Source organism: Asticcacaulis currens (genome assembly GCF_028550395.1).
Taxonomy (GTDB): Bacteria; Pseudomonadota; Alphaproteobacteria; order Caulobacterales; family Caulobacteraceae; genus Asticcacaulis; species Asticcacaulis currens.
In genome coordinates this window covers 397,673-416,520 of record NZ_JAQQKW010000001.1, presented here as the reverse complement: position 1 = coordinate 416,520, position 18,848 = coordinate 397,673, and the positions used below count along the sequence as shown (strand labels likewise).

At 58.4% G+C, this 18,848-nt stretch carries 16 protein-coding genes; 7 read left to right on the top strand and 9 right to left on the bottom strand.

Going from position 1 to position 18,848, the window contains the following annotated elements:
- Nucleotide 1: 1 nt before the first annotated feature.
- Both PQU94_RS01780 and PQU94_RS01775 read right to left on the bottom strand, forming a co-directional pair.
- Complete coding sequence (locus PQU94_RS01780; protein ID WP_272739777.1) at nucleotides 2-466, bottom strand: universal stress protein; 465 nt, start codon at nucleotides 464-466, stop codon at nucleotides 2-4.
- Complete coding sequence (locus tag PQU94_RS01775) at nucleotides 463-5,262, bottom strand: NAD-glutamate dehydrogenase (RefSeq protein WP_368407052.1); 4,800 nt, start codon at nucleotides 5,260-5,262, stop codon at nucleotides 463-465. The genes PQU94_RS01780 and PQU94_RS01775 overlap by 4 nt, the downstream gene beginning before the upstream one ends.
- Before the next feature lie 552 nt (nucleotides 5,263-5,814).
- On the opposite strand from PQU94_RS01775, the gene PQU94_RS01770 reads away from it, so the two are divergent.
- On the top strand, nucleotides 5,815-7,299 hold the full coding sequence (locus PQU94_RS01770; RefSeq protein WP_272739776.1) for a helicase HerA-like domain-containing protein: 1,485 nt from the start codon (nucleotides 5,815-5,817) through the stop codon (nucleotides 7,297-7,299).
- An 85-nt stretch (nucleotides 7,300-7,384) separates the two neighbouring features.
- Nucleotides 7,385-7,795, top strand: coding sequence for an MAPEG family protein (locus tag PQU94_RS01765; protein ID WP_272739775.1), 411 nt, complete (start codon nucleotides 7,385-7,387; stop codon nucleotides 7,793-7,795).
- Between the two features lie 121 nt (nucleotides 7,796-7,916).
- Here the strand turns inward: PQU94_RS01765 and PQU94_RS01760 are convergent, their stop codons facing one another.
- Both PQU94_RS01760 and PQU94_RS01755 read right to left on the bottom strand, forming a co-directional pair.
- The gene (locus PQU94_RS01760) at nucleotides 7,917-8,918 is read right to left on the bottom strand and encodes an MltA domain-containing protein (protein WP_272739774.1); all 1,002 of its coding nucleotides are present in this window, start codon (nucleotides 8,916-8,918) and stop codon (nucleotides 7,917-7,919) included.
- A 203-nt stretch (nucleotides 8,919-9,121) separates the two neighbouring features.
- The gene (locus PQU94_RS01755) at nucleotides 9,122-9,745 is read right to left on the bottom strand and encodes a Tim44/TimA family putative adaptor protein (protein WP_272739773.1); all 624 of its coding nucleotides are present in this window, start codon (nucleotides 9,743-9,745) and stop codon (nucleotides 9,122-9,124) included.
- 158 nt (nucleotides 9,746-9,903) lie between these two features.
- Between PQU94_RS01755 and secB the strand changes: the two genes are divergently transcribed.
- The gene (secB, locus tag PQU94_RS01750; protein WP_272739772.1) at nucleotides 9,904-10,410 is read left to right on the top strand and encodes a protein-export chaperone SecB; all 507 of its coding nucleotides are present in this window, start codon (nucleotides 9,904-9,906) and stop codon (nucleotides 10,408-10,410) included.
- Nucleotides 10,411-10,474: 64 nt separating this feature from the next.
- On the opposite strand, the gene dnaQ is transcribed toward secB, so the two are convergent.
- From dnaQ to PQU94_RS01725, 5 genes are all read right to left on the bottom strand, one after another.
- A complete protein-coding gene (dnaQ, locus tag PQU94_RS01745) occupies nucleotides 10,475-11,173 on the bottom strand; it encodes a DNA polymerase III subunit epsilon (RefSeq protein ID WP_272739771.1) in 699 nt (232 codons plus the stop codon).
- A 39-nt stretch (nucleotides 11,174-11,212) separates the two neighbouring features.
- Nucleotides 11,213-11,803 (bottom strand): dephospho-CoA kinase, encoded by a 591-nt coding sequence (gene coaE, locus PQU94_RS01740; protein WP_272739770.1) that lies wholly within the window; start codon nucleotides 11,801-11,803, stop codon nucleotides 11,213-11,215.
- Nucleotides 11,800-12,645 carry a shikimate dehydrogenase family protein gene (locus tag PQU94_RS01735; protein ID WP_272739769.1) on the bottom strand — a complete coding sequence of 282 codons (846 nt, stop codon included), beginning with the start codon at nucleotides 12,643-12,645 and terminating at the stop codon, nucleotides 11,800-11,802. The genes coaE and PQU94_RS01735 overlap by 4 nt, the downstream gene beginning before the upstream one ends.
- Nucleotides 12,642-13,250, bottom strand: coding sequence for a Maf family protein (locus tag PQU94_RS01730; RefSeq protein ID WP_272739768.1), 609 nt, complete (start codon nucleotides 13,248-13,250; stop codon nucleotides 12,642-12,644). Before PQU94_RS01730 ends, PQU94_RS01735 begins: the two co-directional genes overlap by 4 nt.
- 112 nt (nucleotides 13,251-13,362) lie before the next feature.
- Nucleotides 13,363-14,226: a pyruvate, water dikinase regulatory protein gene (locus tag PQU94_RS01725; protein ID WP_272739767.1), complete on the bottom strand. Its 864-nt coding sequence runs from the start codon at nucleotides 14,224-14,226 to the stop codon at nucleotides 13,363-13,365.
- 464 nt (nucleotides 14,227-14,690) lie between these two features.
- On the opposite strand from PQU94_RS01725, the gene hemE reads away from it, so the two are divergent.
- The 4 genes from hemE (at nucleotide 14,691) to rho (ending at nucleotide 18,827) form a co-directional block, all read left to right on the top strand.
- Nucleotides 14,691-15,716, top strand: a complete 1,026-nt coding sequence (hemE, locus tag PQU94_RS01720; protein ID WP_272739766.1) for a uroporphyrinogen decarboxylase — start codon at nucleotides 14,691-14,693, stop codon at nucleotides 15,714-15,716.
- On the top strand, nucleotides 15,713-16,741 hold the full coding sequence (hemH, locus tag PQU94_RS01715) for a ferrochelatase (protein ID WP_409646074.1): 1,029 nt from the start codon (nucleotides 15,713-15,715) through the stop codon (nucleotides 16,739-16,741). Before hemE ends, hemH begins: the two co-directional genes overlap by 4 nt.
- Nucleotides 16,742-16,743: 2 nt before the next feature.
- Nucleotides 16,744-17,199: a CopD family protein gene (locus PQU94_RS01710; protein WP_272739764.1), complete on the top strand. Its 456-nt coding sequence runs from the start codon at nucleotides 16,744-16,746 to the stop codon at nucleotides 17,197-17,199.
- A gap of 260 nt (nucleotides 17,200-17,459) precedes the next feature.
- Entirely contained in the window at nucleotides 17,460-18,827 is a 1,368-nt protein-coding gene (gene rho, locus PQU94_RS01705) for a transcription termination factor Rho (protein WP_272739763.1), read from the top strand.
- The last annotated feature ends 21 nt before the right edge of the window (nucleotides 18,828-18,848 follow it).

Here is an 18,848-nt window from a genome sequence, read left to right as displayed (position 1 = left end):
CCTACATCAGCTCTTCGATTGCGTCGTCGCTGATATCGCCCGGCACCACGGTGACCGGCACCGGCCGCGTGCCACCCAGCGTCCCCACCCCTTCGCGGACCAGAAGATTGACCAGCGGGCCGGGATTGCCGCCTGACGCCCCGATGACAATGATCTTGATATCACGGTCAGCGATCAGGACTTCGCGGATGGCATCCTTCATCTGACCGGTCTTGATAATAATCTCCGCCGGACGCCCGGACTTGACCGCCGCTTCGTCAGACAGAGTGGACAACAGCGTCTCGGCCTCTTCGCGCTGTTCGCGCTCGATTTCATCACGCACGCCCGCCCACTGGCTATAGTCGGTAGGTGGCAGGACGCGCAGCAGGGTGACCATGCCTTGCGTCACGCGCGCCCGCACCGAGGCGTAGCTCAGTGCGGCGCGGAATTCGGCGCTGTCGTCGGCGATGACCAGAAACTTTCTCATAGTTTCTGCACCCACTGACGCAGGGCGGCATTGACTATGCTAAGTTTGGCGAAGCTCCAGCCAGTGCCTGAACCTTCGATTTCACCTAGAAGAGACTGCAACGGCGCCACCTGAGCCGCCTGCGCCTCGGCCCAGCTCTCAAGCCCCTGAGCGTCGCGGTGCACGGCGGCCACCACCGACTTCTGTTCAGCATAGATGTCTTCGATCAGACGGCGGATGGCCATGCGGTCCCACGGATCGGCCGAATAAAGCTCCCCCGCTCCGGCGCGCAGACGGTCAAAACCGAAGCGTTCACCGGTCGCCAGATAAAGGCGCGCCGCTGCGACCACGTCCCCGTCTTCGGCCAGATCAACCATGTCGATGGCGCTGGTCCAGGACATGAGGGCCGATACACGACGGGCCAGGTCTTCGGGCGCCCCCGCGCTAATCAGTTTTTGCGCCCGGCCCTCGACGCGTGCCGCTTCGTTCGGGCTGAGCACACCCTGCGCCGACAACAGGGTGGCAATGCCCGTCTGATAGGCGTTAATCACCTCGGTCAGGGTTTCCGGGCGGCCGGCGAAGCGACGGGCGATAAAATAGACCTGACGGCGCAAGAAGGTGGCGATAGCGTTATAAAGCCCTGTCTGCGCCGCTGCTGGAATCTGCGTATCGAGCGCCGAGACCTCGGCCCACAGGGCATCAGTCCCAAATAACCGCCGCGCGCCTTCGAACGACAGGGCCAGAGCCCCGGCATCGACCGCCGCCGCCTTTTGCAAACGCAGCGGAAAGCTGGGGCCCAGAATATTGATCATCTCATTGCACAGCACCGTCGCCACGATTTCGCGGTGCAGACGGTGGGCGCGGATGTCGTCAATAAAGCCGTGCAGCGGCTTGGGGAAATAGTCGATCAGGGCCTCTTCAAACACCGGATCGTCGATAGCGGTCGTCTCGATCAGGTCATCGAACAGCACGATCTTGCCATAGGCGAGCACGACCGCCAGTTCTGGACGATAGAGCCCGGCATTTTGCGCCTTGCGCGTTTCTAACTGCGCATTGCTCGGCAGGCCTTCGACCTTACGGTCCAGCTTGCCGCGTTTTTCGAGCGCGGTCATAAAGGCCTGCATCGAGGCATTGTCGCTGAGTGCCGTCGATTCCAGAAGGGTCAGGGCCAGGGTCTGGGCATAGTTGTCCTTCAGCACCAGATGCCCCACCTCATCGGTCATTTCGGCCAGCAGCACGTCACGCGCTTCGACGGTCATGCGGCCGGATTGCACCAGACGACCCAGCAGGATCTTGATATTGACCTCGTGGTCTGAACAATCGACACCCGCCGAATTGTCGATGGCGTCGGTATTGAGCTTTACGCCCTGCGCCGCCAAAGCGATGCGACCGGCCTGAGTGATACCCAGATTGGCCCCCTCTCCGATCACTGCAGCACGGATATCGCCAGCATCGACGCGGATGGCGTCATTGGCTTTGTCACCAACCTCAAGATGCGACTGCGACGCCGCCTTGATGTAGGTGCCGATACCGCCGAAATAGAGCAGCTCCGCCGGGGCGCGCAGAATGGCCTGCATCAGCTCAAACGGAGTGAGGCTAGTGGCCTCAATATCAAGCGCGGCGCGGATTTCCGGCGTCAGCTCAATCGACTTCAGGCCGCGCGAAAAGACGCCGCCACCTGCCGAAATCTTCGCCTTGTCATAGTCCTGCCAGCTGGAACGCGGCAGGGCGAACAGTCGCTCACGCTCGGCAAAGGACACGGCCGGATCGGGGTTCGGGTCAATGAAGATGTCACGATGATCAAAGGCCGCGATCAGCTTCGTCTGCTTCGACAGCAACATGCCGTTACCAAAAACATCACCCGACATGTCGCCGACGCCGACTGTGGTGAAGGTCTCGCTCTGGATATCCTTGCCGCGTTCGCGGAAGTGGCGCTTGACCGCTTCCCACGCGCCGCGTGCCGTAATGCCCATAACCTTGTGGTCGTAGCCGACGCTGCCTCCCGACGCGAAGGCGTCGTCCAGCCAGAAACCGTATTCTCGCGCGACGCCATTGGCGATGTCGGAGAAGGTCGCCGTGCCCTTATCCGCCGCCACGACCAGATAGGGGTCCGGCGCGTCCCAGCACACGACGTCCTTCGGCGCGATAATGCCGCCATCGGCATTGAGATTGTCGGTGATGTCAAGAAGACCTGAAAGATACATCTTATAGGCCCGCACCGCTTCAGCACGGATGGCATCCGGCGCGCCACCGGCCGGGAGCTGCTTAGGATAGAAGCCGCCCTTGGAGCCAACAGGCACAATGACGGCGTTCTTTACCTGCTGCGCCTTGACGAGGCCCAGCACCTCGGTGCGGAAATCCTCCTTGCGGTCAGACCAGCGCAGGCCCCCGCGCGCCACAGGCCCGAAGCGCAGATGCACGCCTTCGACCACCGGCGACCAGACGAAGATTTCGCGGTAGGGTTTGGGATCAGGCAGGTCTGCCAGCTCGCGCGAGGCGATCTTGAACGAAATATAGCCCTTGTTCTGGTAATAGTTGGTGCGCTGAATGGCACCGATCAGGGCCGCGATGCGTCGCAGGACACGGTCGTGTTCCAGCGAGGTCACGCCTTGCAAGAGCGTATTGATACGCAATAGTGCCGCCTCGACCTCGACCTTGCGCGTGTCGATGGGCGTGTCATTAACGGCAAATTTCAGATCAAACAGATAGACCAGCGCCGCCGCCACATCCGGATAGGCGCGCAGGGCCTGTTGCTGAACAATGGCGCTGGGATCAAGACCCGACTGACCGCGATACTTGCACAGGGCGCGCAACAAGGCGGCTTCGCGCCAGCTCAGGCCCAGAAGGGTAAGCGCGTTGAAGCCGTCGATCTCGGTTTCGCCACGCCACAGGGCCATCAGCGCCCCTTCAAAATCCTCGCGGAAATCGGCAAAGGCCGTCGGGTGCGCGGTGGGAAGCTGCACGATAAATTCGTGAATGAAGTGTCGCTGCACATCGGCCGATTCAATACGATGCCCGAACTCTTCCAGCGTTTTCAGCCCCATGCGCTCCAGAACCGGCAAGATGTCGGACAGCGGAATGGCGTTTTCGGCCTGGACATAGAGTTTGAGCGAAAAGCGATCGTTGACGCCTTCCGGCTGCCAGGCACGCACGCTTAAGGGGTGCTTCGGGTCTAGCCCGGCCAGAATGGTGGTATCGGTGATCGCTTCTTCGATACCATAGCGTTCCTGATAGGCGACCGGAATGGCGCGCGCCCATTTCAAATAATCGGATTGCGTCTGGCCCGCCTCCAGAGCGGCATCCTCAACCCGATGTGCCCAATCGAGCGTCAGATCGGTCACGCGGTCTTCGATATCGGCCAGATTGGGATCCGGATGCCCGCCCGGCGTCACACCGATAATGTAGTGGATGCTCGACAGCGCCCCGCCGGTAACAAACGGGTAAAGCGCACTGACGCGGCCGCCAAAACCTTCGGCCAGCAACCGCCCGGCGCGTTCCTGCACGGAGACGCTATAGGTATCGCGCGGGAGATAGAGAAGTACAGATATGAAGCGGTCGAACGGATCACGGCGCGCAAACAGACGCACACGCGGCCGGTCGGAAATATGCAGCACGCCGCGCGTAATACGCAGCAGGTCGCTTTCCTGAATCTGAAACAGTTCATCGCGCGGATAGGTTTCGAGAATATTCTTCAGGCGCTTTTCGGCATAGCCGCCATTGTTGAAGCCCAGCCGCCGCGACTCGCTCAAGACGTGCTCGCATTTTTTGCGGATCAGTGGCACTTCGAAGGCAGGACGGTCATAGGCGTCCGAGGTAAACAGACCGACAAAGCGCGTTTCCCCCGATGGCTTGCCGTCCGCGCCGTAATGCTTGATCGAGATATAGTCCATGTAAACGCGGCGATGGACGCGCGACTTCAGGTTGCCCTTGGCCACCGTCACGGGCTCGGAGCTGGCCAGATGGCTGAGAAGCTCCCGGCTTAGGATGGCCGGTTCCGACCCGCGACGTAAGATGGCGCGCTTGTCGCGCAGAATGCCATATTCTTCCTGTAACAGGTTCAGCGGTTCCTCGGCGACGTAATTGCCATCGGCGCTGCGCGGATAAACGTAGGTGCGCGCCCCCAGAAGGACGAAATGATTTTCCGACACCCAGCGCAGGAACGCCAGTTCTTCCTGAAGCACGGCCGGGTCGATCTGTACGACCGGGTGCAGGGTCAGGGCCTCAAGAGCAGTCATCTCTTCGGCCAGCAGGGCCTGCATACGCGGGAAGTCGTGCACAGCTGCGCGCAGATCGTTGAGCGTCGTCTCTACGCCCGACAGAATGGCAGCATGCTTTTCAGCGGGCTGACGCCCCACAAAGACCAGCATCAGGGATTCAGCAACCGCCTTGCCACTGCCGCGCTGCCCCGTACTGTCGCGGTTTACGGCGACGACCGGGTGGAACATCGAACGGACGATCAGGCCCTGATCAATCAGCTCGCCCATGACGCTTTCGACGATGAACGGGGCGTCTGGCTGAACGATCTCAACGACATCATAGATATTGTTGACCGGAGTGATGGCCTTCAGCGCCCCCGCCCCTTCGCGCACTGCCGCGCGGCCCCAGGCCTCGGCGAACAACCGACCGATGTCTTCGAGGGTCAGTTCCGGCATTTCTTCCGGATCATAGTCTTCCAGACACTGGGCAAGGAAACTGCGGGTAGCCTCATCCACCGGGCCCTCCAGCGCGGCACTGAAGGCAGCCTCTATGCCTGCCCGCGTCTGGGCGACAAGGGCGTCGAGTTCGGTCGAAAGGCTGAGGTCGTCCATAGTTTCCATCCACTGCACTTTAGAGCGGGGCTTCGCTCCGAATGAAGCGAAATGCCGCTCTAACTTTTGTTCGTCGCGCATCTGGACCCGAAAACCGCTTCATACTTTTCGGAATGCGCTTAATAGGGCAACGCTAAGCGTCACACCTATATAATAGGTGAATTATCCGCCAAAAGCACAGGCGAAGACAACGGCTTGGGGAAAATAAAGTTTCTGAGGAAACGGAATAAGGTCATGCCTAAGGCCAAGCATAAAAGGATAAGCCGCTCACCCGGTCTGGCGGGTGAGCGGCTTCTTCGGAGCCACCCTTTATGGGGGGAAGGGCCGCCCCGGAAATGGCTGCGCGGCTTATGGGGGGAACCAGCGCAAACCACGACTCATCGCTGAGCTGTTTTGATAGTAGCACGCAGGCCGGCTTACCCTAATCAGGCCTGATCGCGCGGGCATCACATCTGTGTGAGAGAACCGTGTTCTTTGGTGTTGGTGCAGCGCAGCTCAAATACCCTTTGCCAAAGCTCTGTCGGTGGTTTTATGCAGAGTGTAGTGACACAGGATAACGACATGACCCAGGGAATCGACATCGGCTTTTCGACCGACGGCCATCAGACGCTTTTGCTCAACCGCGCCAACCGTCACGGCATTGTGGCGGGAGCCACCGGAACGGGCAAGACGGTGACGCTTCAGGTGCTGGCGCAGGCCCTGTCCGACGCCGGGGTGCCTGTCTTTGCCGCCGATGTGAAGGGGGATCTGTCCGGGATCGCCCTGCCGGGCAATCCAAACGAGAAGCTTCTGGCCCGGGCGCAGGAGATGGGGATCGCGCTTACGCCCGCCGCCGCACCGGTGGTCTTCTGGGACCTGTTCGGTCAGAAAGGTCATCCGATCCGCACCACGATTTCGGATATGGGTCCTCTGCTGCTGGCGCGCCTGTTTCAGCTCAATGAAGTCCAGGAAGGCGTTCTCAACATCGTCTTCCATGTGGCCGACAAAGAAGGGTTGCTGCTGCTCGACCTCAAGGACCTGCGCGCCATGCTCAACCACGTGGCGGACAACGCCAAGGAGATCAGCGCCCAATACGGTCAGGTGTCCGCCGCCTCCATCGGTGCCATCCAGCGCCAGGTGCTGGCGCTCGAAAGTCAGGGCGGTGAGCAGTTTTTTGGTGAGCCGGCTCTGCGTCTCGAAGACCTGATGCGCACCGATATTTCTGGTAAGGGCTATGTCAATGTGCTGGCCGCGGACAAGCTGATAGGCAGTCCCCGCCTCTATTCGACCTTCCTGCTATGGCTCTTGTCCGAACTGTTCGAAGTCATGCCTGAAGTGGGCGACCCTGAAAAACCGCGTATGGTCTTCTTCTTCGACGAAGCGCATCTTCTGTTTGACGAAGCGCCGAAGCCGTTGCTGGAAAAGATCGAACAGGTGGTGCGCCTGATCCGCTCCAAGGGCGTTGGCATCTATTTCGTCACGCAAAATCCGGCGGATGTACCGGACTCTGTATTGGCGCAACTCGGTAACCGTATCCAGCACGCGCTGCGCGCCTATACCCCCGCCGAGCAGAAGGGTCTGAAAGCCGCCGCGCAATCCTTCCGCCCCAATCCCGCGTTTGACACGATTGAGGCCATTCAGGGTCTCGGAGTAGGCGAGGCCCTGATCTCGGTACTTGACGAAAAAGCCTCGCCAACGGTAACGGCCAAATCAAAGATCCGCCCGCCCGTCTCTCGCCTGGGACCAGCAAACGAGACGGAGCGCGCTGCGATCATCGCCAAATCGCCGGTATCAGGCGTTTACGACACGCTACGGGACCGGGAATCGGCTTTTGAGTTGCTGACCGCGCGCACCAAGGCCGAAGAGAGCGAGGAGGCTGAGGTCGAAGCCCGGCGCCCCGAAAAGAACGAGAAGCCAGAGGTGCATAAGCCCTCGGCTACGGAAAAAGCCGTCACCTCGGTGGCCGTTTCCGTCATCCGCACCATCGGTGTGACGCTGGGCCGTGAACTGGTGCGCGGAATTCTGGGGTCGATGCAAAAACCTTCCCGTTCGACGCGTCGCCGATAGGCCACAAGCGCCTCGCCCGATTCATTAGGCGAGCTAGAATTATGGTTAACGCTTTTTTACCGGTTCCAGCGGCAAGAGTGGAGGCATGGTTGCGCCGCTCCTTGCCCTCATTGCCTGGTCGCTGATTGTCCTCGTCTGGCTCTATGCCCGACGCATACCCGCCATGCTGCAATTAGGGCAGGATTTTCAGCTATTTGCCGATAAGCGCCACCTGTTCCGCCTGCCCGCCGATGTGCGCGCCGTGGCCGACAACTATACGCACCTAACCGAACAGCCGACGCTGTTTTACGCCCTCAGCCTGGGTATTCAGGTATCGGGGCTGGCGGATCAGTTGTTCATTGTGCTGGCGTGGATTTATGTGCTTTTGCGAATTGTCCACAGCCTGGTGCAGGGGATCGGCAACCACGTCATTCTGCGCTTTTGCGTCTTCGCCGCGGGAACCGGGATACTCGCCTATATGACGCTGCGCGCCATCAGGCTGGTGTTTGATTTTTAGAGCGCATTTCGAAAAGTGTGCAACCGTTTTGGCTTCCACACGGTCAATTTTGAATCAAAATGTGAGATAAAACAAATATTTAGGAAGACATTTCGATTCAGCCTGAAAAAGTAGACTCTCTTCATTCAGCCGGAACGATACGCCACAGACGCAGCCTGTGCTTGACACGCCCGGCTTCGCGTCCGGCCCGGTCGCCATGCCCCATATAGAGGTCGGCGCGTATCTGACCGCGAATGGCACCCCCTGTATCAAGGGCGGCCACCATACGGCGATAGGCCGGAAAAGCCCCGGTCAGAGAACCTGTATCAGCATCGACCCAGTAAAGGTCGCCATAGCTGTGGAAGGACGGATCAACGGCAATGGCGGCCCCGGCCGGCAACGGGATCGCTGCCGCACCCAGCGGCTCCATCTTGGTCATGTCGATGGAAAAGAAGGCATAGCGCGGGTTTTGGTTCATCACCTCCTGCGCCACCGGCCCACGATTATCGGCTAGCCACTGGCGGATAACCTCGCCGGAGGTTTGCTCCCGTTTCAGCAAACCGCGCTCGGTTAGGGTCTTGGCAATACCGACAAAGGGCAGGCCGTTATCGGCGGCATAGGCCGCCATAAAGCGCGTGCCATCTTCGAGCGTAAGATAACCAGAGCCCTGAATCTGCATGAAGAAATAGTCTTCGGGCCGCATGTAATAGGCCGGGCCCGTTACTGTTTGGGCCTCGATTTCCGCGCGCGTGTAATAGGGCACATAAAGCTCTCCCACCCGGCGGGCCGCAAAACGCTTACCCGCCGGCTGCGGCGGCGTCATCTGGGCCCCATCGACCAAAACCAGATCGGCGGGTTTAGTGCGGACGGGTTGCGAGAACTCCGCCGAAGGGACAGTCGTGGCTGGATATTCCGGCACAAAATAGGCCGTGAGGAGCCCCTCGCCTTCGATGCGTTCCACGCGAAAGCGCGCCTCAAGCCAGTGCTTGATCTCGTCCGGCTGCTCAAAAGACTGGGCTTTGAGCGCGTCACAGACCCTGGCATATTGCCGCCCTTGTCGATAGGCGCAGGCCCCGCGCACGGCTTCGAGGGCGATAAAGGGGTCTGTAGCCTCCCATCCCGGCAGGGTCGAAAGGCTCTGCACTGGTCGCGCGGGTTCAGACGGCGGTGAAGTCGGCAGGGGCTGAGGTTGAGAGTGAGGCGCAGGCTGCGTCGGTATGGACACAGGACCAACCGGCGCTTTAGGTGTTTCAACGCAGGCAACGAGACTTAACGCCGCGATGCAGACGCAGCCATAGGCAAAAAGACGCCGCCCGGCGATCAATACCCCTACCCTCCCCCTCAGGCTCATGCCTTGGCGGCCTCGACGCGGGACAGAATCCACGGATTGGTCGGCGATTTGAGGTTTTTCTGAAAGGTCCAGAATTCCGCTGTGCGGCGATGGGCTTTCTTGGGTTCGCCCCCTTCGGGGTCGGTCAGCTCATATAGAAGTTCCGACAGGAAGCGGACGCGCACCATAGCGCGGTCCTCTTTCAACTCGATCTGATCCAGATCGGTTTTCGGTGCATCGACAAACGACACATTAATCGCCTTCTGCTCACCACGCGCTTCAACAGCTTTGGCAAAAACGCCATAGACGCTTTCGGACAAACGGTCTTTCAGGCCTTCGATCTCGCCGCGATTAAAGGCCAGAACGATCTGCTCATAGGCTTCGCGCGCTTTTTCAACGAAATTGACTTCATTGAAGTGACTGTCACGTGCCTTCAGCGCATCGAGATTGGGCATACGCAAGCGCTCTGGCTGAGGCTTAGCCTCCTGTCCGGGGCGACTGAACGGGCCCTCAGCATCGTCGGTCTTGGGGACAGTGGGCTTGTCATCAGCCTTGAATCCGACGCGGCGGCCCAGCACATTATAGAGCTGAAACAGCACGACCACCGCGATCAAGGCCAGAAACAACAGCTCCCAGGGCATCAAAACGTCTCCGAACAGGGGTACAACAAGGGCTAGTGTTCCCTATATAGGCAAAGTTGAGGTAAACGGAACCATTCGTTTGATTGCCAATCGATTTTGTGCGTGCTAGGGCCGTTTTCAACCGAATTATTATACGCGCCACGGAGTTTTCAAGTTTAATGGCTGACGATTCGATCCCTGCCGAAAACGGCACTGCCCCGGCCACAGAGGCCCAGAACGGCCAGCTACCTGCCAATATGCAGGTTCTGGCCCAGTTCATTCGCGATTTCTCGTTCGAAAATCCCCGCGCGCCCAATTCGCTGCGCATGGATCAGCGCCCGGAAATCGACATGGGCGTGGAAATGAATGCCAAAGGCCGCCCGGACGGCCTGTTCGAAGTCGATCTGAAGCTGTCGGTCAAGGCGTCTAACCCCGAAGGCCCAATGTTCGCCATCGAACTGGTCTATGGTGGCCTGTTCCAGCTCGCCAATGTTCCGCAAGCGGCGATCGAGCCGACCCTGCTGGTCGAATGCCCGCGCTACCTCTTCCCGTTCGCCCGCCGCATCATCGCCGATGCGACTTCGGACGGCGGTTTCTTCCCGCCCTTCCTGGTCGAACCCATCGACTTTGCCGCGCTCTATATGCAGCAAAAAGGTCAGATCGGCGAAACCGCGGGCCAAGCCTAAAGAGCAAAACCTATCAAATAAAAAGACCCGCAGTCTGTGGCTGCGGGTCTTTTTGTTTCAAATCCTATGAGGCCGTATAACCCCACATATTCTGGTCTTTCAGATATTTGAGGCAGAAGGCCTTATGCGCTTCGGCCTCTTGCGGATGAATATGTGAGGGTAGGGGACGGGGACGCTGGCCGTGGTTCATCACACGGATTTCCGTGCCGTCCTCCGACACCATCCCGTGCATCTTGAGATCAAGGCCGCGTTCCTTGCCGCCCGATAGCTCCAGATAGACACTGGCCAGCAGACGCGCATCGAGCAGGGCCCCGTGTTTGTCGCGTTCGGCCAGTGAGATATTATAGCGTTTACACAGGGCATCGAGCGAATTGGCCATGCCCGGAAACTTGTAACGCGCCAGCTCCAGCGTATCGACCCAACGGTCGGGATCGGTCGGGACGAGACCCAGCCGCTCCAGCTCCATATTGATAAAGCCACGGTCAAACGAGGCATTGTGGGCGATGATCGGCGCGTCACCGACAAAGTCGATAAAGGCCTGAGCCAAATCGCCAAATTTGGGTTTATCAGCCACCATCTCATCGGTGATGCCGTGGACGCGGATAGCGTCCGGCTCGATCAGCCGTTCCGGGTTGAAATAGTGGTGAAAGGTCTTACCTGTCGGCAGCAGATCGTCGATTTCGATGCAGCCGACTTCGATCAGGCGATGGCCTTTTTTGGGGTCAATGCCGGTGGTTTCGGTATCGAGGACGATCTGACGCATAGGCGCAATTTGACTCTCGTTTGCCGGGCTTGTCCAGAGTCAGGGGGTGTGCAGGTCGCGGATAATCTCACGCACCTGTTGACGATTGGCCTCCTGGGTTTGCGAGGTGTCGATGATAAAATCCGCTCGGCGGCGCTTTTCGGCGTCGGGCATCTGATGCGCCACAATCTCCGCATACTTTTCCTCTGTCATGCCTGGACGCGCCAGAACGCGGGCAGCCTGAACCTCCGGCGGGGCGGATACGACGATCACCTTGTCGAAAGTTGTTTGCGCGTTGGTTTCAAACAAGAGCGGAATGTCGCACAAGGTGAGGGGCGTGCCTGCGGCAGCGTGATGGGCCAGAAAAGTCTCACGATCCGCGACCGTCGCCGGATGGACAATCGCATTCAGCCGCGCAAAACCGTCCGGCTTCTGCCTGAGGGCGAGTGATAGGCTGGCGCGATCGACCACGCCATCTTTCACAACCTCGCCAAAGGCTTTTACCAGCGCCGCTTTCAGCGGTTCAGAGGTGGCGTAAAGCCGGTGCACCGTCTCATCGGCATCCCAGACCGGCACGCCTTCGTCGGCGAACATGCGGGCTATGGTCGATTTGCCCATGCCGATGGAGCCGGTGAGACCCAGACGGATCACTTCGTCTCACCCAGAAATTTCAGCGCCAGGGCGCGCACATCGAAATCCGTATCCGGAGCCTGACCATAGAAGGCGGTAAAGGACGGGCGAGCCTGTTCAATCAGCATCATCAGCCCATCGACCGTCTTCAGCCCATGCGCTTCGGCCGCCTGTAACCAGTTGGTTTTTAAAGGCCGGTAGGTCATGTCCATGGCGGTTGCTGACGAATCGAGCGCGTCAAACAGTGGCAGGGGGCCGCCTGACGCGGCATTGATCACCGCCACCGAACCGGCAAAGGCACGATCGATATCACTGAGCGCATAGGCATTAACGCCTTCTTTGAAGGCAAAAACAATCTCTTCAGCGCGCGCTACGGTGCGATTGACGATGCGCACATCCCGACACCCCTTATCCAACAGGGCTGCGACCACGGCGCGCGATGCCCCACCAGCGCCGAGGAGGGTGACCGCACCCGAAGTCAGGTCACACTCAGGCGCCTGTAGATGAAAGGCCTGAATAAGCCCGTGGCCGTCGGTGGAATGGGCGTGCACACTGCCGTCTTCATCAAAGGTCAAAAGATTGGCCGAGCCACAGCGCCGCGCCAGATCGCTCGAGGTGTCGGCCAGCTTCAGCGCCAGTTCCTTGAACGGGGCCGTGATATTCAACCCCTTAATGCCATTGGTGCGACACGACAGGACCAGCCGCTCAAACGCGTGGTCATCTGCGGGCGAAAAGGGTGCATAGACACCGTTTAGACCCATATGCCTCAGCCAGGCTGTATGCAAAAAGGGGGAGAGAGACTGGCGGATCGGCTGACCGACGACGCCGGCGACCATGGCCGCGCCTGTGGGGAGGTGTTTCATGCCGCTATAATCTCGTAATGTCTGAGTTGCGCCAGCAAGGGTAACAAGGGCAGGCCCAGAACGGTGAAATAATCGCCCTTGATCGAGTCAAACAGGTGGACGCCATGCGCTTCGAGCATGTAGCAGCCGACGCTGGAGAGGATTTCCTCACCCGCCGTCTCAATATACTGGGCGATAAACTCCTCGCTCAGCCGGCGCACGCTTAGGTCGGCTGTATCGGCGTGCGACCACAGAAGCTGACCGTCTTGCGCCACAGCGACGGCGGAGTGCAGATAATGGGTTTTTCCGGAAAAGCGCCGCAGCAGGTTTGCTGCATCAGCCAGTGTCTTCTGTTTGGAAATCAGGTCATTGTCGAGTTGAAGCACGGAGTCTGCACCTATGACCAGGCCGGTCTGTCCACGCGACACGTGCAAGGCCTTTTCCTGTGCCAGACGCAAGGCCACCGCCTTGGGCGTAAACCCGCGCAACAGGCAGTCATCCTTGATGACGTCTTCGTCCAAATCAGCGGGGCTCTTCGTGAAGCTAAGACCACAATTGGTGAGCAGTGTGGCGCGAATCTTGGAGCCGGAGGCCAAGATCAGGGGAGGGGGAGCCGATGGGGTCATGTGTCTTCGCGAAGCCGCCTTAAGGCTTTATTTAAAACGCGGGGAGCTTTTTCCGATTTGGAACGGACAGTCAACGCTTACTTGATCGAGTGCCGGGTTGGCGACTCACAGGTTAAATCCCTCCCAGGCGCCCTGTGCGTTTTTCATTAAGCAGGCTGATGATCGAGGCCGAGGTTTCTTCGACCGAGCGGCGGGTGACGTCGATCACGGGCCAGCCTTTGCGCTCAAACAGGCGGCGGGCAGCGATGATCTCCTCACGCACCGCTTCAGCGTCGGTATAGGTGGAGGGGCGCTCATCCCCGGCGGTAGTATAGGCCAGAACGCGGGCCTTGCGGATCTGGATCAGTCGATCGGGGGAAGCGATCAGGCCCACGATCAGCGGTTCATTCAATTCGTCCAGTTCCGGCGGCAGCTCACGGCCGGGGACGAGGGGGATATTAGCGGCCTTATAGCCCCGGTGGGCCAAATAGATGCACGTGGGCGTCTTTGAGGTTCGCGACACACCGATGAGGATGATTTCCGCCTGACGAAGCTTATCGGCCAGGGCGCCGTCATCGTGGGCAATAGCGTAGTTAAGCGCTTCGATGCGGTCGAAATAGTCGCTGTCGAGATTGTGCTGCGCGCCGGACCGCTTGGAAAACTCGGCAGCCCCCAGATAGCGCGAATAGGCCAGAACCACCGAATCGAGTACCCCAATGGTCGGGATGTCACGTTCGCGGCAGAAGGTTTCGAGCTTTTGCCGCAATTCTGCATCGACCAGGGTGTGCAAAACAATCCCCGGATAGGACTCAATCTCCGTCAGGGCGCGGTCCATCTGTTTGTCCGAACGGATCAGTACATAGATGTGTTCGATAGGGAAGATGCCTTCGAAGCGCGCCGCGGCCGCTTTGGCCAGAGCATTGAGGGTTTCACCGGTGGAGTCGGACACCAGATGAACGTGAAAATGGATACCGATTTTCGCGCCGGATGTGGTCATAAAATTTATCTGTGCACGCTTTCTGGGGAAAAACGGGGGATGTTTTGCGTCTCTATCGGGATAAACCTTCGCCTTCGCCGTGCCAAGCCGCCAAAGCGGGGAAAAGGTGAAAAACCGGGCGGATTCGGTCACCGGTTTTCCCCAATCGCGGGCATCGGTGACTCTTTTGTGACGGCTTTGTGTGTAAATCTTAACAAAAAATTAACCGTGTATGGTCCCTCCCTCATGCCGTTAGGATTTTCTTAATCAGTGTTAGGATTTGGTTAATTATCCCGGATTCCCACAGGCTGTGAAAGATTAAAAATTCATTAACGTTGCTCTGTGCAAAGGCCGGGAAAACGGCCCTTATTTTCCACCAATGCGACCTTTTTGCGCAGCATCCACGGCCTAACTACCCCTTCTATCTTTCTAAAAATCTTTTAGAGGGATTGAGGGAATACCGTCCGAAGCCTATGGATTGACTCATGACCTCACACACGCCATCCATAGTCTCGGTCCTTCATGGGCAGACACTGAAAACGCCGCCCGTCTGGTTCATGCGTCAGGCAGGTCGCCATCTCCCGGAGTATCGAGAGCTTCGCGCGACGACCCCAGATTTTCTGAGCTTTTGCCTGACCCCGGAAAAGGCCGCTGAAGCGACGCTGCAACCGGTGCGTCGCTATGGCATGGACGGGGCCATCTTGTTTTCGGATATTCTGGTCATTCCCATGGCGCTCGGTCAGGACGTTCGCTTTGAAGCGGGTGAGGGGCCTGTTCTTGGAGAATTACCACCTGTGGCGCAGATGGCTGATTTGGCTGGCTCGGCAGGAGAAGCCTTGAAGGCCGTTGGTGAGACCCTGAAAATCCTGCGTTCGGAACTGCCCAAGGAGGTGACGCTTATTGGCTTCTGTGGCGGGCCGTGGACGGTGATGACCTATATGCTCAATGGGCGCAAAGCTCATGACCGCTCATTGATACGTGCCTTTGTCTATGAGCAGCCCCAACTGGTAGCGCAGGTGATGGACGTGGTCATCGAGGCGTCGGCGCAGTACCTGAAGATGCAGGCGGATTGTGGTGCGCAGGTTCTTAAAATCTTTGAAAGCTGGGCCGAAGGTTTCCCCGATCCTTTGTTTGACCAACTGGTGATCGAACCGCATCAAAGACTGGTGCGGCGTGTGCGTGAACTGGGTGTCACCCTGCCTGTTATAGGCTTTCCACGGGGTGCTGAGGCACGTTGTATCGACTATGTCGAACAGGTAGAGGTGCAGGGCATGGCGCTGGGGACGGCGACGCCGCTGGCGCTTGGCCAGGCGATCCAGAAAAAGCGGCCGATACAAGGCGCGCTCGATCCCGTCGTTCTGCGTTCAGGTGGCACCGCACTGGACGATATGGTGCTGAAAATGAAATCCGCCTGGGGGCAGGGGCCGTATATTTTTAATCTTGGGCATGGCATCTTCCCCGACACTCCGATCGCTCATGTTGAGCGCACGCTACATCTCATAAGAAGCTGATGAAAAAAGTCGCTGTCGTTCTGTTCAATCTCGGCGGTCCCCTGACCCAGGCCGATGTCAAACCGTTTCTCTACAATCTGTTCAGCGACAAATACATCATCGGCCTGCCGTCGCCTTTACGGCAGATGGTGGCGCGCCTGATTTCCTCTCGCCGCGAGACCTCAGCTCAGGCGAATTACAGCCTGATGGGTGGCGGGTCTCCCATTGTTAAGGAAACGGAGGCGCAGGCTGACGCCTTGAGCAACCATCTGTCGAAAACTGTCAAGGACCTGGAATTTAAAGTCTTTATCGGGATGCGCTACTGGCACCCGTTTATCGAAGATACGGTAAAGGCCGTTGAAGCGTGGATGCCGGATCAGGTGGTGGCCATGCCGCTTTATCCGCAGTTTTCGACCACCACCACCCTGTCGTCGTTTGTGACCTTCAAAAAGGCTTATAAGGGCGCAGCCCCCGTCAAATATCTTTGCTGCTACCCACAAAATCCAGCCTTTGCCAAATCTTATGCCGATCTGATCCGCCAGAAGCTCTCAGCTCTGACCAACCTCAAGGATTACCGTCTGCTCTTTTCAGCGCACGGTCTGCCGGAAAAGATCATCAAAAAGGGCGACCCTTATCAGGCCCAGGTGGAAGCCAGCGTCGCTGCCATCATGGAACAGGTGGGGATGCAGATTGACCATGTCGTCTGTTATCAGAGCCGGGTGGGGCCGTTGAAATGGATCGGCCCTTCGACCGATCAGACGATTATTGAAACGGTCAAAAGCGGTAAATCGCCCGTGATTGTGCCGGTGGCCTTTGTCTCCGAACACATCGAAACGCTTGTCGAACTCGATATGGAGTATAAACATCTCGCAGATGAGCAGGGGGCAAAGGACTATGTCCGGGTTCCGGTGGTCGGTATCGAGCCACTGTTTATCCGGGCGCTGGGGGATGAGGTGGTGCGGGCTATCGGATCAGAGGCCCCTATCATGGCCGATTACGCCTGTGAGGCTTGCCACGGACAATGCCCCAAACGAAAGGGCTTTTGAGCATGAACCATTACGATCTCCTGCGTGGCCTGCACATACTGGCCGTCATTGCGTGGATGGCCGGACTGCTCTATCTGCCGCGTCTTTTCATCAACCATATCGCCAATCGTGACAAACCGCAGGTGGTCGAGGTCTTAAGCGGTATGGAGCGGCGTCTGCTGCGCTTTATCATGAACCCGGCCATGATCGCTGCGTGGCTATTCGGAGCCGGGCTGATCTACAGCAATGTGCACGATCGCTTTGGCTGGAAGTTCTTTTACGAGCCGTGGTTTGTGGTGAAGATGATCGGTATTGTGCTGATCACCGGCTATCATCATTTTCTGGCGGTTCGTTTCAAGAAGCTGCAGCGCGGTGAAGACATTGGTTCGGAAAAGTTCTGGCGCATTGCCAACGAGATTCCGGCCGTCATTGCCATTGTCATGGTCATTGCCGTGACCACCGAAATGTTCACGATCTGAAATCACCTCTCCTTTGCCGCTAAGGTCAGGAGAGGTCCGCCCTTGACCTTTCGGCGTTTGGGTGTATTTCTCAGAGCCATTGCGCGCACCGAACGGGTTTTAAGTCGCGCATTTCCCGGCCCCACGGTTCTCGTGGTTTCAAGGCCTTCCCCAGTTTCCATACAGCGTTTACGCGCTGGCTTATCAGACAGGCACAGCCTAAGACCTTGACTTTGTTTATAAAGTCATCGTGATCGCGTGCCGTATCAGAGACCCCTCCCATGTCCGAAGACAACGAAATCGAATACGACACCACGCTGGAAGACGCCGCCGAAGACGAAAACGGCAGCGACAATGGCGATGACGATTCGGAGAACCCCAATCAGGAAAAGCTGTCCCTTCAGGAGCTGAAGGACAAGTCGCCGGCCGATCTCTTGGCCTTTGCCGAGCAGATCGGTGTTGAAAACGCCGCCTCCATGCGGATGCAGGACCTGATGTTTGCGGTCTTGAAAACGCTGGCTGAAGAAGGTGTCGAAATCACCGGCTCCGGCGTCATTGAAGTACTGCAAGACGGTTTTGGCTTCCTGCGTTCGCCCGAAGCCAACTATTTGCCCGGTCCTGATGATATCTATGTATCGCCGCAGCAGATCCGCCGCCACGCTTTACGCACCGGGGACACTGTCGAAGGGCCGATCCGCAGCCCGCGCGAAGGCGAGCGTTATTTCGCCCTGTCGAAGATCAAAACGATCAATTTCGAAGACCCTGAAGCCATCCGTCATAAGGTGCATTTCGATAACCTGACGCCGCTCTATCCTGAAGAGCGCCTGAAGATGGAAATCGAGGACCCGACAATCAGGGACCGTTCGGGCCGCATCATCGACATAGTGGCGCCTCTGGGTAAGGGTCAGCGTTGCCTGATCGTGGCCCCGCCGCGCGTCGGTAAGACGGTGATGTTGCAAAACATCGCCAAGTCAATCGCCGCCAACCATCCCGAATGCTACCTGATGGTGCTGCTGATCGACGAACGCCCGGAAGAAGTGACGGACATGCAGCGCACCGTGCGCGGCGAAGTCATCTCCTCGACTTTTGATGAGCCGGCGACGCGCCACGTTCAGGTGGCCGAAATGGTCATCGAAAAGGCCAAGCGCCTGGTGGAACATAAGCGCGACGTGGTTATCCTGCTCGACTCTATCACCCGCCTTGGCCGCGCTTACAACACGGTTGTGCCGTCGTCGGGCAAGGTGCTGACGGGCGGTGTCGATGCCAACGCCCTGCAACGCCCCAAGCGCTTCTTCGGTGCAGCGCGTAACATCGAAGAAGGCGGCTCGCTGACCATCATCGCCACCGCGCTGATCGACACCGGTTCGCGCATGGACGAAGTGATCTTTGAAGAGTTCAAGGGCACGGGTAACTCGGAAATCGTGCTGGATCGTAAGGTCGCCGACAAGCGCGTCTTCCCGGCTATGGACATCCTTAAGTCGGGCACGCGTAAGGAAGACCTGCTCGTCGATAAGTCGGACCTGCAAAAAACCTACGTGCTACGTCGGATTCTCAACCCGATGGGTGCGCAGGATGCTATCGAGTTCCTGATCGACAAGCTGCGTCAGACCAAGAACAACGGCGAATTCTTCCAGAGCATGAACACCTGATCCTTGCCAAATCAGGCAACA

Coding starts and splice junctions, on each gene's coding strand:
- PQU94_RS01780 (WP_272739777.1), bottom strand. CDS start 466: ATGAGAAAGTTTCTGGTCATCGCCGACGACAGCGCCGAATTCCGCGCC.
- PQU94_RS01775 (WP_368407052.1), bottom strand. CDS start 5,262: ATGGAAACTATGGACGACCTCAGCCTTTCGACCGAACTCGACGCCCTT.
- PQU94_RS01770 (WP_272739776.1), top strand. CDS start 5,815: ATGACCCAGGGAATCGACATCGGCTTTTCGACCGACGGCCATCAGACG.
- PQU94_RS01765 (WP_272739775.1), top strand. CDS start 7,385: ATGGTTGCGCCGCTCCTTGCCCTCATTGCCTGGTCGCTGATTGTCCTC.
- PQU94_RS01755 (WP_272739773.1), bottom strand. CDS start 9,745: ATGCCCTGGGAGCTGTTGTTTCTGGCCTTGATCGCGGTGGTCGTGCTG.
- secB (WP_272739772.1), top strand. CDS start 9,904: ATGGCTGACGATTCGATCCCTGCCGAAAACGGCACTGCCCCGGCCACA.
- dnaQ (WP_272739771.1), bottom strand. CDS start 11,173: ATGCGTCAGATCGTCCTCGATACCGAAACCACCGGCATTGACCCCAAA.
- PQU94_RS01735 (WP_272739769.1), bottom strand. CDS start 12,645: ATGAAACACCTCCCCACAGGCGCGGCCATGGTCGCCGGCGTCGTCGGT.
- PQU94_RS01730 (WP_272739768.1), bottom strand. CDS start 13,250: ATGACCCCATCGGCTCCCCCTCCCCTGATCTTGGCCTCCGGCTCCAAG.
- PQU94_RS01725 (WP_272739767.1), bottom strand. CDS start 14,226: ATGACCACATCCGGCGCGAAAATCGGTATCCATTTTCACGTTCATCTG.
- hemE (WP_272739766.1), top strand. CDS start 14,691: ATGACCTCACACACGCCATCCATAGTCTCGGTCCTTCATGGGCAGACA.
- PQU94_RS01710 (WP_272739764.1), top strand. CDS start 16,744: ATGAACCATTACGATCTCCTGCGTGGCCTGCACATACTGGCCGTCATT.
- rho (WP_272739763.1), top strand. CDS start 17,460: ATGTCCGAAGACAACGAAATCGAATACGACACCACGCTGGAAGACGCC.